The 12935-nt window shown below is 72.1% G+C and carries 11 protein-coding genes; 4 read left to right on the top strand and 7 right to left on the bottom strand.

The window, feature by feature from the left end; all coding sequences use genetic code 11:
* Positions 1-234: 234 nt before the first annotated feature.
* The 4 genes from ACTOQ1_RS35485 to ACTOQ1_RS35500 all read left to right on the top strand — a co-directional run bounded on the left by ACTOQ1_RS35485 (position 235) and on the right by ACTOQ1_RS35500 (position 6215).
* Positions 235-1695 carry a benzaldehyde dehydrogenase gene (locus tag ACTOQ1_RS35485; protein ID WP_440072356.1) on the top strand — a complete coding sequence of 487 codons (1461 nt, stop codon included), beginning with the start codon at positions 235-237 and terminating at the stop codon, positions 1693-1695.
* 67 nt (positions 1696-1762) lie between these two features.
* Positions 1763-3001, top strand: coding sequence for a CynX/NimT family MFS transporter (locus ACTOQ1_RS35490; RefSeq protein WP_440072357.1), 1239 nt, complete (start codon positions 1763-1765; stop codon positions 2999-3001).
* A 213-nt stretch (positions 3002-3214) separates the two neighbouring features.
* Complete coding sequence (gene alsS, locus ACTOQ1_RS35495; RefSeq protein WP_440072358.1) at positions 3215-4951, top strand: acetolactate synthase AlsS; 1737 nt, start codon at positions 3215-3217, stop codon at positions 4949-4951.
* A gap of 166 nt (positions 4952-5117) precedes the next feature.
* Positions 5118-6215: a glycerophosphodiester phosphodiesterase gene (locus ACTOQ1_RS35500; RefSeq protein ID WP_440072359.1), complete on the top strand. Its 1098-nt coding sequence runs from the start codon at positions 5118-5120 to the stop codon at positions 6213-6215.
* 84 nt (positions 6216-6299) lie between these two features.
* On the opposite strand, the gene ACTOQ1_RS35505 is transcribed toward ACTOQ1_RS35500, so the two are convergent.
* The 7 genes from ACTOQ1_RS35505 to ACTOQ1_RS35535 all read right to left on the bottom strand — a co-directional run bounded on the left by ACTOQ1_RS35505 (position 6300) and on the right by ACTOQ1_RS35535 (position 12726).
* Positions 6300-7994, bottom strand: coding sequence for an FAD-dependent monooxygenase (locus tag ACTOQ1_RS35505; protein ID WP_440072360.1), 1695 nt, complete (start codon positions 7992-7994; stop codon positions 6300-6302).
* Positions 7987-8304 (bottom strand): hypothetical protein, encoded by a 318-nt coding sequence (locus tag ACTOQ1_RS35510; protein ID WP_440072361.1) that lies wholly within the window; start codon positions 8302-8304, stop codon positions 7987-7989. The genes ACTOQ1_RS35505 and ACTOQ1_RS35510 overlap by 8 nt, the downstream gene beginning before the upstream one ends.
* Before the next feature lie 57 nt (positions 8305-8361).
* A complete protein-coding gene (locus tag ACTOQ1_RS35515; RefSeq protein ID WP_440072362.1) occupies positions 8362-9111 on the bottom strand; it encodes an ABC transporter permease in 750 nt (249 codons plus the stop codon).
* Entirely contained in the window at positions 9108-9926 is an 819-nt protein-coding gene (locus tag ACTOQ1_RS35520) for an ABC transporter ATP-binding protein (protein ID WP_440072363.1), read from the bottom strand. Before ACTOQ1_RS35520 ends, ACTOQ1_RS35515 begins: the two co-directional genes overlap by 4 nt.
* A gap of 1 nt (position 9927) precedes the next feature.
* Entirely contained in the window at positions 9928-10968 is a 1041-nt protein-coding gene (locus tag ACTOQ1_RS35525) for an ABC transporter substrate-binding protein (RefSeq protein WP_440072364.1), read from the bottom strand.
* A 98-nt stretch (positions 10969-11066) separates the two neighbouring features.
* Positions 11067-11594 carry a cysteine dioxygenase gene (locus ACTOQ1_RS35530; protein WP_440072365.1) on the bottom strand — a complete coding sequence of 176 codons (528 nt, stop codon included), beginning with the start codon at positions 11592-11594 and terminating at the stop codon, positions 11067-11069.
* 166 nt (positions 11595-11760) lie between these two features.
* Positions 11761-12726, bottom strand: a complete 966-nt coding sequence (locus tag ACTOQ1_RS35535) for an amidohydrolase (protein ID WP_440072366.1) — start codon at positions 12724-12726, stop codon at positions 11761-11763.
* Positions 12727-12935: the final 209 nt, after the last annotated feature.

Genomic DNA, 12935 nt, shown 5'->3' on the forward strand with positions numbered 1-12935 from the left:
TCATTCGAGCGGTCAACTTAGCCGCCCGACATTCCTTGACACGCCGGATGCCGGGGCGTAGCTTCCGCGATACGCATCGTGCGTTCAGGGAATCTTTGTTCGCATAACGCACGCCCATTCCCAACTTCTTCCCTCCGGAAGGTTCCGCGCGTCGTTCCCCGGCCCTCCTGGCCGGCCATGACCAGCCGTGACTCAACATGCCTCAACATGCCTCAACATGACAAAGGAGACGCCATGTCGCTGATGGATGCCAAGACGTGGACCGGGCAGGTTTTCGGGGACGGCTGGATCACCTCGCGCGCGGGTGACGCGGCCGTGGTCGAGCCCGCCACCGGCGCGGAGCTCGGCCGGGTCGGCGTGGCCGGGCCCGAGGACGTGGCGGCGGCGGCCGTGCGCGCCGTACGGGCACAGCGGGAGTGGGCGGCGACCTCGTTCGAGGAGCGGGCGGCCGTGCTGCGGCGGGCCGGGAGGCTGTTCGAGGAGCACGCGGAGGAGATCCAGGACTGGCTGGTCCGCGAGGCCGGGTCGATCCGCCCCAAGGCGGGCGTGGAGACGCACGTCGCCGCCCAGGAGTGCCACGAGGCCGCCGCGCTGGCGTCCCAGCCGCTGGGGGAGATCCTGCCCACCGTCAAGCGGCGGCTCAGCCTGGCCCGCCGCGTACCCGCCGGGGTGGTCGGGGTGATCGCCCCGTTCAACTTCCCGCTGGTCCTCGCCATCCGCTCGGTCGCCCCCGCGCTCGCCCTGGGGAACGCGGTGATCCTCAAGCCCGACCCGCGTACCGCCGTCTCCGGCGGCGTCGCCGTCGCCCGCGTCTTCGAGGAGGCGGGCCTGCCGCCCGGGCTGCTCCACGTGCTGCCGGGAGGGGTGGCGGCGGGGCAGGCGCTGGTCGGCGATCCGCTGGTACGGGTGATCTCCTTCACCGGCTCGACCTCGGCGGGGCGCGCGGTCGGCGAGGCGTGCGGGCGGCTGCTCAAGCGGGCGCACCTGGAACTCGGCGGCAACAGCGCGCTGATCGTCCTGGACGACGCGGACCTGGACCTCGCCGTCTCGGCGGGCGCCTGGGGCTCCTTCCTGCACCAGGGGCAGATCTGCATGACCACCGGACGCCACCTGGTGCACTCCTCGATCGCGGAGGAGTACGTGGCGCGGCTCGCGGAGAAGGCCGACCACCTGCCGGTCGGCGACCCGGCGGGCGGGCAGGTCGCGCTCGGCCCGCTGATCGACGCCGGCCAGCGGGACAAGGTCCACGGCCTGGTCTCCGCGAGCGTCGACGCCGGGGCGCGGCTGGCCGCGGGCGGCACCTACGAGGGGCTCTTCTACCGGCCCACGGTCCTGGCCGACCTGCCCGCGCACGCTCCCGCGTACGTCCAGGAGGTGTTCGGGCCGGTCGCGCCCGTCGTGCCGTTCTCCACGATCGAGGAGGCCGCCGCGCTGGCCTCCGACAGCGAGTACGGCCTGTCGCTGGGCATCCTGACGCGCGACGCGATGCGCGGCCTTGCGCTGGCCGACCTCGTTCCCACCGGGATCGTGCACGTCAACGACCAGACGGTGGACGACGAGGCGGTGGCCCCGTTCGGCGGGGTCGGCGCGTCGGGTACCGGCTCGCGCTTCGGCGGGGGACGGGCCAACATCGAGGCCTTCACCGAGACCCGCTGGGTGACGATGCAAGGAAATATCGCGACGTATCCCTTCTGACTCCCTACCGACGGGCTGCATAACCTCCCCCGATGATGCGCTGTGAGGCCTATGGGAGAGTTGGGCAATGCTCGAGCGGGGAGTCGGTGTGTCACGGGTGTCGTGGATGTCGCGGGTGTTGCTCGTCGCGGGGTTCGTGCTCGCGGCGCTCAACCTGCGGCCCGCGCTGGCGGGCATCTCCCCGGTACTGGACGAGATCATGGACGATCTCGGGCTGAGCGCCGCCGGGGGCGGGGCGATCACCACGGTCATGGTGGTCTGCCTGGGCGTCCTCGGCCCGCTCGCCCCCCTGCTCGCCCGCCGCTTCGGCCTGGACCGCACGCTCATGGCCGGGCTGCTGATCCTGGCGGCCGGGGTGGCGCTGCGCGGCACGGGAAGCGTCCCCGCGCTCTACGCGGGCGCGGCCGTCGCAGGTACGGCCATCGCCGTGATGAACGTCGCGATGCCAGGCGTGGTCAAGCAGCACTTCCCCACGCGGGTCGGGCCGTTCACCGCGATCTACGTCTCCGGCCTGGTGCTGGGCGCCGCGGTGGCGTCCGGTTCGGTGGTCCCGATCGAGCGGGCCACCGGGCTCGGCTGGCGCGAGGTGACGGCGATGACCGCGATCCCGGCACTGGCGGCGGCGGCGCTCTGGCTGCCCCAGGCGCTACGCCGCCCCGCCCGTCCAAAGGTCGCGCCCAGGCCGTTCGCCCTGCTGCTCCGCAGCCGGGTGACCTGGTACGTCACCGTCTACATGGGCCTGCAGTCGCTGACCTTCTACATCATGCTGGCCTGGATACCGACGATCTTCAAGGACGCGGGACTCCCCGCCGACCAGGCCGGATACATGCTCAGCCTCACCAACCTGGCCCAGGTGGCGGCCACGCTGACCGTCCCGGTGCTCGCGGGCCGGGCCCGGTCGCAGGTGCCGTACGTCACCGCCGCGACCCTTCTCACGATCGCCGGATACCTCGGCGTGCTGATCGCCCCCGCCGCCCTGCCGTGGCTCTGGATGATCGTCCTCGGAGTGGGGCAGGGCGCCTCGATCGCGCTGGCCCTGCTCATCATCACGCTCCGCGCGCCCGACCCGGTCTCGGTCACCGCCCTGTCGGCCGTCGCCCAGTCCGTCGGCTACACGCTGGCCGCGCTCGGACCGCTCCTGATCGGCGCGCTCCACCAGCTCTCGGGTGGCTGGACGCTGCCGCTGCTGGCCGGGATCGGCGCGTGCGGCCTGCAGCTGGCGGCCGGTTTCCTGGCCGGGCGCCCGGTCGCGCCGTCCGGCGCGGGCGAGTCTCGCCCGGCCGAGGGCTCGCCCTCCCTGGCCTGACCTGTGTGCCGTAAAAGCCCTGGTCAGCGGGGTTAAGCGGCCTCTTGTGGCTTTCCTGGCGGGCGCGTAGCGTGGGACGGGGCCGCCACCGGACGACGAGGGGCGGAGCCGCGATCGGCGGCACGCCGTACGGCATCGCGTTCACCCGGATCCGGGGTGGCCGTCATTGCATTCTCTTTGTCTCTTTGCGACTCTCTTCGCGACGACGACCCCGTGTCACCGGGGCTCCCCGCGATGTGGACGGGGGCGGACATGGTCGCGACGGCGCGACGGCTCGTGAGGCGGGTTCCCGCCACCGGCGCTGACCTGCTGGTCGACTGCCTGGAGAGGTCGGGGGTCGAGCACGTCTTCGGGATCCCGGGCGCCAAGATCGACGCGGTGTTCGACGCCCTGGTCGGCGCGGGGCCACGACTGGTGGTGTGCCGGCACGAGCAGAACGCCGCCTTCATGGCGGCGGCGGCCGGCCGGCTCACCGGACGGCCCGGCGTGGTGCTGGTGACCTCCGGGTCCGGCACCTCCAACCTGGCCACCGGCCTGGCGACGGCGACCACGGAGGGCGACCCGGTCGTCGCTTTCGCCGGGGCGGTGCCCCGCGCCGACCGGCTGAAGCGGACGCGCCGGTCGATGGACCCGGTCGGCCTGCTCCGGGCGGTCTGCAAGTCCACCTGGGAGGTGGACGACGTGGCGGCCCTGCCCGAGGTCGTGTCGAACGCCTACCGGGCGGCCTCCACCTCGCCCCGCGGGGCCGTGGCCGTCATCCTCCCGCAGGACCTCCTCGGTGACGCCACCACGGAGTCACCCGCCGGGGCTCCGGACGTGCCGCGGCTCGGGCCCGCCCCTCCGGAGGCGGTCGACCGGGCCGCGGACGCCGTCAGGCGGGCCCGGACGCCGGTCGTGCTGCTCGGGGCCCGGACCGGCGACCGGGTCACGGCCGAGGCGGTGCGCGGCCTGATGGCGCGCACCGGGCTGCCGGTGGTGGAGACCTTCCAGGCCGCCGGGGTGGTGCCGCGAGGGGAGCTGGAGGAACGCTTCCTCGGCAGGGTCGGCCTGTTCCGCGACCAGCCGGGGGACGAGGCGCTGGGCCAGGCGGACCTCGTCCTCGCCGTCGGGTACGACCACGTCGAGTACGACCCCGGGCTGTGGAACCCGGGACCCGGGGCGGGACCGGAGATCGTCCACCTGGACGACTGCCCGGCGGAGATCGACAATCGCTACCGGCCGTCGGTCGAGCTGCGCGGCGACGTGGCGGCCACCGTGACGGCGCTGGCCGACCGGCTGGACGGGCTGGCCCTCGCACGCGGCGCCGCGGCCCGTGTCGCGAGGCTGCGCGCCAGGCTCGCCGGCCTGGACAGCGCGCCCGCCGAGTCCCGTCCGGGCCGGATCCATCCTCTGCGGATCGTCCGCGCCCTGCGTGAGGCGGTCGACGACGACACCACCGTGGTCTGCGACGTCGGTTCCCACTACATCTGGATGGCCCGTCACTTCCGGACCTACCGGCCACGCGGCCTGCTGTTCTCCAACGGTCAGCAGACGCTCGGCGTGGCACTGCCCCGGGCCGTCGCCACGGCGCTGGTGCGGCCGGGCCACAAGGTGGTGTCCGTCTCCGGCGACGGAGGCTTCCTCTTCTCCGCCATGGAACTGGAGACCGCCGTGCGCGTCGGCGCCGACCTCACGCATCTGGTGTGGCGCGACGGCACCTACGACATGGTCGCCTTCCAGGAGCGGCTGAAGTACGGGCGGACGTCGGGGGTCGACTTCGGCCCGATCGACACGGTGCGTTTCGCCGAGAGCTTCGGCGCGGCCGGGATGCGGGCGACCTGCGCGGACGAGCTCCCCGCGGTACTCCGCCGGGCCCTCGACACGCCGGGTCCCGTCGTCGTCGACGTGCCGGTCGACTACGGCGACAACGAGAGCCTCGATGCGGTTCTGCGCCTCGAATCGTTCGAGTGACATCCTCCCGGGAGGGGCGACGGCACGATGGCCCCGCCCCCCGGGGCGGCACGCGTCATCGGCCGCCCGTCCTTCGGGGCGGCGCGGATCATCGGCCGCCCGCACGTCCCGTTCCCTTCGCGAGTCGTTGTTCCAATGGTCATCCGAGCGGCTTACGTTCCTGAACATGATCCGTAGGCTTCTGGCCGCGGCGCTGACGGTCCTCGCGACCGGTACCGTCGCCGTTGTGCTGCAACAACCCGAACCCGCCACCGCCGAGCCGCGCGGCCGCGAACCCCTCGTCATCGCCCACCGGGGCGCCAGCGCGCACCGGCCCGAGCACACCCTGCTCTCGTACGAGACCGCGATCGCGCTCGGCGCCGACTACATCGAGCCCGACCTGGTCTCGACGAAGGACCACGTGCTGGTGGCCAGGCACGAGAACGAGATCGGCGGCACCACGGACGTCGAGAACCACCCCGAGTTCGCGGCGCGCCGGACGACCAAGACCATCGACGGCACCCCGATCACCGGCTGGTTCACCGAGGACTTCACGCTCGCGGAGCTGAAGACGCTCAGGGCCGAGGAGCGCGTTCCCGACCTGCGTCCGGACAACACCGCCTTCAACGGCCTCGCGGAGATCCCGACCTTCGACGAGGTCGTCGCGCTCGCCAAGCGCAGCGGGGTCGGCGTCTACCCCGAGACCAAGCACCCGACCTACTTCGACTCCATCGGCCTCTCCCTGGAGGAGCCGCTGCTCGACGTGCTCGGCCGGCACGGCTGGCGCGGGAGCCGGGACCCGGTCTTCATCCAGTCCTTCGAGACCGCCAACCTGCGCGAGCTGAGCAAGCGGACCAAGCTGCCGCTGATCCAGCTCATCACCGCCACCGGCGCCCCGTACGACTGGGTCGCCGCCGGAGACCCGCGCACCTACGACACCATGGTCACCCCCGCCGGGCTCCGTGACGTGGCGAGCTACGCGGACGGCGTCGGCGTCGACACCAGGCGGATCGTGCCCGCCGGCCCCGACGGACGCCTCCTGCCGCCCACCCCGCTCATCCAGGACGCCCACCGGGCCGGTCTGAAGGTCCACACCTGGACCGTCAGGAACGAGAACTCGCAGCTCCCGGTGGACTTCCGGTTCGGCAACCCGGCGAGCCCGGCCTACCCGCGCGCCACCGGCAACGTGATGGGCTGGCTGGAGAGGCTCTACTCCCTCGGCGTCGACGGCGTCTTCGCCGACGACCCGGGCATGGCCAACGCCGTCAGGGAGCGCGTCTTCTAGCATCCCCCGGCCCCGATCACCCGGGTACGGCGATCCGCACGGGGGTCTCGCGACGGCGGGACCCCGTGCGGGCCGGGAACGCGGCTAGCGGACGGGGGAGGTGGTCGGCGGCCGCCTGTCCGTGACGGCCGTGTAGAGGTCCTCGGCCAGGCCCTCGCCTCCCCGGGGGGCGAACGGCCTGATCGCGGTGATGTGCCCGTCGGGCCGCACCAGCACCAGCGTGTCGTCGGGGACGCCGAACCGCAGGCGGACCCGCTCGCCGGGGTCGAGCAGGAGCCGGTCACGCAGCTCCGAGCCCGGTGGCACGTCCCACCTGCTGACCACGTACTGCCGCAGCGCGGGCGAGTCGGGGGGCGGGACCAGGGGAGCCCGCCGGGCGTCGGTGAAGTACAGCGCCACGAAGGAGTCCGCGCACAGGTCGTGCAGGTGGACCTCCCCGGCGGGGCCGAACAGCGGCAGGTCCGGGGCGCGGTCACCGCGCCGCACCGGCGCGGGGGTGTCACCGGTCTTGACCATGCCCCAGTCTCCGGTGCCGTCCACGTCGAGCCGCACGCCCAGCAGCGTGCGCGTCTGGGCGGTTCCCCAGCCGCCCTCCGTCATGGCCGCGGCGTCCGCACCGCGATGGGCCATGACGGCGCGGGCCGCCTCGGCCATCTTGCCCGAGCCCAGGGAGGCCACCGGGAACTGCTCGCTCTCGTACCCGTCGAGCAGCCGGTCGTCCGCCCACCCCCGCAGCACCCACGCCAGGCGCCACACCAGGTTGGAGGTGTCCAGCGCCCCGGTGTTGAGGCCGAGGGCCCACATCGGCGTGATCAGGTGGGCGGCGTCCCCGAGCAGGAAGACCCGGTGGTCACGCCAGCGGCTCGCGATCCGGTGATGGACGCGGTAGACGTTGCAGCCCACCAGCCGCGAGGGGCCCACCTCCCCGAGGAAGCGCAGCGCCCTGTCCCGCAGCTCCGCCTCGTCCGGTTCCGGCGTGCCCGGCTTGAGCGCGTAGACGAAGCGCCAGCAGTGCGGCAGGCGCACCACGACCACCCACTCCTCCGGGTCGGAGAAGTAACCCAGGTAGGGATAGTCGCGCGGGGTGTCGACGTCGAGGTCGACCTCCAGGTCGACGAGCACGTACCGCTCCTCCAGCGTGCGGCCCTCGACGGTCACCCCGAGCGCCCCCCGGACGGACGACCGCCCGCCGTCGCAGCCCAGCAGGAACGACCCGCGGATCACCCGCGGCCCCGAGGCCGTCTCCGCGGTCACCTCCACCCCGTCCGGAGCCTGCCGGAAACCGGTCACGCGGTGTCCCATGCGCAGGGCGCCCGGCACCCTGCGCTCCAGCTCGTCGCGGAGCACCGGCTCCAGGTGGTGCTGCGGGATGTTGGCGAGGAAGGGGAACCGGGTGTCCCCGGCCAGCGCGTCCGTACGCACCCGGAACCTGGGCAGGCCCGTGGCACGCTCGAACTCGCCGATCTCGTCGACGCGCAGCGCGGCGCGGAGCACCGGGGGCAGCGCCCCGTACCGGTGCAGGATCTCCAGGCTGCGGGTGAGCAGCGAGCCGGCCTTGGTGTCCGGGGACAGTCGTTCGTCCTCCTCGAGCACCACGACCGGGAGGCCGTGGTGGGCGAGCCCGAGCGCGGTGATGAGCCCCACGGGACCCGCGCCGGCCACGACGATCGGAGCGGGCCGCTCACCGCCGGCCGACGAGGCCCGCTCACCGGAGGCGGGTGCGGGGCGTTCACCGGGGGCCGGGACAGGCCGCTCGCCGACGGTCGGGTGGTCAGCCATTCTTCAGCTCCACCAGGCGCGAGACGTATCTCGTCTCTCCCACGTTCGTCAGCTTGTGCACCGCGCCCGGATCCCTGAAGATCACCGAACCGCGCGGTTCCGGCGCGTCGATCAGCTGCCCGTCGGCGGTCTCGATGACGTTGAGGGCCTCCTCGACCGCGATGACGAGGTACGGGTGGTCGTGCCGGTGCAGGGGCTGGGTCTGGCCCGGTTCCAGCTCGATCTGCCATACCCTGACCAGCTCGTTCTCGAAGACGACGTGCTGGCCCACCGGGCCCAGCCCGGTCTCGCCCGCTTCTGGATCACTCATCGGATACCTCCGTGTCGACTCGGATGATGTGGCGGGTGCCTGCCGGGAGAGCCGGGTTCAGGCGGTGGTCTCGCGCGCCCACGGCAACAGGAGGTGCTCGATCGCGACCAGGACGTAGAACAGCGCGATGCTCATCGCGCCGAGCAGGACCATCGCGGCGAACGCGAGCGCGGTGTCCGCGCTCGCGCCGGACTGGACGATGACGTAGCCGAGCCCCGCCTGGGCGCCGACGAACTCGCCGATCACCGCGCCGATGACGGCCAGCGAGATCGCGACCTTCAGCCCGACGAAGATCTGCGGCAGGGCGTGCGGGAAGCGCACCTGGAGGAACAGTCGCCACCAGCTCGCCCGGAGCGACCTGCTCAGCTCGACGAACTCCGCCGGGGTGGACCGCAGGCCGGTGGCCGTGGAGATCACGATGGGGAAGAAGCAGACGAGGAAGACCATCACCACCTTGGGGAGCTGGCCGAATCCCATCCACACGACCAGGATCGGCGCGACGGCCACCTTGGGCACCGCGTTCACGGCGATCAGCAGCGGGTAGACGCTCTCCTCGACGATCCGGAACGTGGCGATCAGGACCGCGATCAGCACGCCCGCCACCACGGCGAGCGCGTACCCCTGCAGCGTCTCCACCAGCGTCACCCAGGTCTGGTCGAGCAGGTAGCCGCCGTGCTCACCGAAGACGGCGAGCACGTCGGGAGGCGCGGGCAGGACGTACGGCGCGATGTCGAAGGCGACCGTGGCCAGCCACCAGGCCGCCACGGTCAGTGCCGCGCCGGCCGCGGGAAGCACCCAGACCCTCATCCGGCGGTTCTCCCCGTCGGTTCCCCGGACGAGCCGGGAGCCGGCTCGCCGGTCCGTTCGCCGAGCGGCTCGGCGAGCAGCGAGCGCAGCTCCGCGCCGTACCCGGCCAGCCGCTCCGCGTGGGCGTCGCGGCCCAGGGAGCGCGGCCGGGGCACGTCGATCTCCACGATCTCCCTGACCCTGCCGGGCCGTGGGCTGAGCACCACGACCCGGTCCGCGAGCAGTACCGCCTCCTCGATGGAGTGGGTGACGAGGACGACCGTCGCGGCGCTCTCCGCCCGGATCCGCTGGAGCTCGGCGGAGAGCTCCTCGCGGGTGAGCGCGTCCAGCGCGGAGAACGGCTCGTCCATGAGCATCACCTTCGGCTCGCAGATCAGCGACCGGCACAGGGCCACCCGCTGCCGCATGCCACCCGACAGCTCGTGCGGGAGCCGCTTCTCGAACCCCTCCAGCCCGGCCACGCGCAGCAGCTCGCGCGCGCGGCCGAGATGGGCGGCCTTCGACCTGCCGAGGAACTCCACGGGCAGCAGCACGTTGCCGAGGACCGTCCGCCACGGGAGCAGGGCGGGCCGCTGGAACATGAGGCTGACATCGGGACGGGGCCCGGTCACCGGCTCTCCCGCGACCCGCACCTCCCCGCCGGTCGCCGGGATGAGACCGGCGACCAGCCGCAGGAGCGTCGACTTCCCGCAGCCCGAGCGCCCGATCACCGCCACGAACTCGTGCTCGTGCACCCGCAGGCCGATTCCCTCCAGCGCGGTCACCGGTCCGGCCCTGCCCGGGAACACGCAGGACAGATCCGATATTTCGATCATGTCAGGATCCGGGGGCCAGGCCGAAGGTGACGATGTCGGAGGGCTTGAAACCGGGCTGGATCACCTTCGCGTCTTCGAGGATGGTGATGACGGCGGCCAGACGGCTCTCGTCCAGCGCGCCCACGGGCACCCCGGCCTCCGACGGCCGTACGAAGGCGGCCATCTCCTTCAGTTCCGCGGCCGCGGTGACCGGGTTCTGGGTCGGGTGATACTTGTTCAGGATTTTTCCGGACTCGTCGGGGTTGTCGACGGCGTACTCCAGCCCCTTGAGCAGGGCGTCCCGGAACTTCGTCACCATCTCGGGCTTCTCTGCCGCCATCTTCGCGGTGGTCGTGAGGATGTTGCCGTACATCTCCTTGACATGGTCGCTGTACGGCAGGACCACGGCCTTGCGTCCCTGGGCCGCCTGCTCGATGGTCGGCCTGCCCACCACGAACTGGCCGATGGCGTCGACCTTGCCGGAGGACAGCAGCTGCGGGAGCGACGGCGGCGGCGCGGGGACGAAGGTGACCTTGGCCGGGTCGATCCCGGCGGCCTTGGCGTACGCGGGGAAGACGAGCTTCACGGCCGAGCCGGGCGGGTCGGCGATCTTCTTGCCCTCCAGGTCCTTGGGCGCGGCGATGCCCGAGCCCTCAAGGGCGATGACGGCGGTGAGCGACCGCTGCTGGATCGCCGCCACGCCGGTGACCGGCAGCTTCTGCCCCGCCAGGGTGACGATGGAGCCGGTCAGGTCGGTGATCCCGAAGTCGGCCTGGCCGCTCGCGATCAGTTTGAGGGAGTCGGCCGTGCCGCTGCCGGGTCTGATGGTGACGTCGAACCCGGCGTCCCTGAAATATCCCTTCTCCAGGGCGACATAGGCGTAGGCGTCGCGCCCGAAGACGTTGAACGAGGTCAGATAGTTGATTTTCGTGGCCGCCGCAGGCGCGGACGGCGCTCCGGAGCCCGTCGCGGAGGTGCTGCCGGTGTCGGCGTTCGCACACGCGCTCGCAACCAGAAGGCATAAGGCTGCCAGCGAGCTACGGACGATCGTCGGGATGTTCACAGGTCCCCTTCCGTTACCAGATTTGATCAAAGCGTTTTTGATCAAATCCGGCAACGGTCCGGGATTACCTTCTTGTCAAATTTTCAACGGAACCCGTGTCAGGCGACCTCGACCATCCTCTCGACGTCGTCCATGGGACGCAGCTCGTCGGCGTAGCTCACCGAGACGCGGCGCATCACGCCGCTGTCGCTGATGGAGTACTGGCCCAGGCGCCACAGCGGCGGCGAGTAGGCGTGGATCGAGACGCTGCCGTGCACCGCGCCGGTCAGCCGGTGGATGTGGTCGGGGCCGAAGGAGAAGGACTCGCCCTCCGAGATCACGGTCTCCAGGTGCTCGCCGCCGATGCGGGGGTTGCACTCCAGGAGCGTCCCGGCCACGACGCGGACCGCCCCGGAGGAGGTGTCGTGGTCGTGCCAGCCGGTGTCGTCCTCGGGGCGCCAGCACAGCAGCCAGACGTCCACGTGGGAGTCGCGGTAGAGGGAGGCGAAGTGGCGCCCTCCCTCCTCGGGGAACTCCACCTGGTTCTGCCAGGTGGACGGGTCGGCGGCCAGATCGTTGACCAGGTCGAGGAGCTCGCGCCGGTCGAGGGCGCGGGCGGGCAGGGCCTCGTAGCTCATGTAGCTCATGAGGTCTCACCGCCGAACGGCCAGAAGCCCGCGATGGCCACTCGCCAGGCGTGACCGACATGACGGGCGTGACCGGCGCGGTCGGCGGGCCCGGCGGCTCGCGCGGGCCGTTCGCTCACGGCTCTCCTCGCCGGGAGCACACAGCTCTCGCGGCCCTGGTACTGGTTCACTTGCGCGACTCCTTTCCGTTCAGCAGGCGGTTCGGGTTGGTGACCGCGATGGCGTGCCAGGCGGCGTCGCCGAGCGCGGGGTCGGGTGCGGTGGCGTAGGGCCGGTCGGAACCGCTGACCACGATGTCGACGCCGAGCTCGCGGACGACGGCGTCGATGGCGCGCGGGCCGTAGGAGGAGGTCTCCAGGAACAGGTCGGGGTCGACCCGTCCCCGGCTCTCGCCGCCCCGGTTGGCCAGGCGCTCGGAGTGGAGCGGGGCCAGCCCGGCGAGCAGCGAGAAGCAGACCCGCAGGCGGGGGTGGCGGGTCCGGCCGAAGGCGGCGAAGGCGTACCACGCGGCGTGCATCTGCTGCACGTACGGCACGACGGCGGGCCACCAGCCGGGCCCCTCGGGTTCGGCGGCGGGGCCGGGGTGCACGAAGAGCGGCAGGTCGCGCTCGGTGAGCACGTCGAGCAGCGGGGCGACCCCGGCCAGGCCGGCGGCGTCGCGCACGGCGGTCGCGGGCAGCTGGAGCCCGGCGAATCCCGGCCGCACGTCCCACGCGCGGCCTTCGTCCTTCGCGCGGCCGTCGTTCTTCGCGTCGTTCCGTACGCCGTCCCGCGCGTCGAGGGTCTTGGCGAGCCTGGCGGGATCGATCTCGCTGAGGCAGGTCGCCGCCCAGGCGCCGAAGGGCGCGGGCAGCGCGAGGGCGTCCTCGTGGTAGGCGTCGATGATCGGCCAGGCCTCGTCGGGGGGCAGCGACTCGATGCCGAGCGGGCTGGACAGTGACACGAGAGCCAGGTCGAGCCCCGAGTTCAGCGCGAGGCGACCGGTGAGGTCGTGGTCGGCGGGGTCGACCTCGTAGGCGGGTTCGCCGTCCAGGTGGAGGGTCCAGCCGTCGAGCCGGGGCGCGGTCGTGCGACGTCTGAGCGCGTCCACGAACGCGGGCGTCCACAGATGCTGGTGAACGTCGACGGTCACGGCGGGTCCCCTCCTTTCACGCCTTCAAGGCATTCCCTACCTAGAATATGGGTAAACGCCTTCACCTCGCCACATCCAACAGTGACACGGTTCAGTGAACCGTTTCAGTGAACCGCTTCACCTGGCTTGGTGTCAATACCTCCCGATGTCCCGCGACGCCGCCGATCGCGCGGGGAACGCGCCTTCGAAGGCCCCGGGGAATAGGCTGG

Source organism: Streptosporangium sp. OZ121 (assembly GCF_051918885.1).
GTDB lineage: Bacteria > Actinomycetota > Actinomycetes > Streptosporangiales > Streptosporangiaceae > Streptosporangium.

What these genes read in the sequence shown, in the direction of transcription:
- ACTOQ1_RS35500 (WP_440072359.1), top strand. Translation starts at nt 5,118, where the DNA reads ATGATCCGTAGGCTTCTGGCCGCGGCGCTGACGGTCCTCGCGACCGGT.
- ACTOQ1_RS35505 (WP_440072360.1), bottom strand. Translation starts at nt 7,994, where the DNA reads ATGGCTGACCACCCGACCGTCGGCGAGCGGCCTGTCCCGGCCCCCGGT.
- ACTOQ1_RS35515 (WP_440072362.1), bottom strand. Translation starts at nt 9,111, where the DNA reads ATGAGGGTCTGGGTGCTTCCCGCGGCCGGCGCGGCACTGACCGTGGCG.
- ACTOQ1_RS35485 (WP_440072356.1), top strand. Translation starts at nt 235, where the DNA reads ATGTCGCTGATGGATGCCAAGACGTGGACCGGGCAGGTTTTCGGGGAC.
- ACTOQ1_RS35530 (WP_440072365.1), bottom strand. Translation starts at nt 11,594, where the DNA reads ATGAGCTACATGAGCTACGAGGCCCTGCCCGCCCGCGCCCTCGACCGG.
- ACTOQ1_RS35490 (WP_440072357.1), top strand. Translation starts at nt 1,763, where the DNA reads ATGCTCGAGCGGGGAGTCGGTGTGTCACGGGTGTCGTGGATGTCGCGG.
- ACTOQ1_RS35520 (WP_440072363.1), bottom strand. Translation starts at nt 9,926, where the DNA reads ATGATCGAAATATCGGATCTGTCCTGCGTGTTCCCGGGCAGGGCCGGA.
- ACTOQ1_RS35510 (WP_440072361.1), bottom strand. Translation starts at nt 8,304, where the DNA reads ATGAGTGATCCAGAAGCGGGCGAGACCGGGCTGGGCCCGGTGGGCCAG.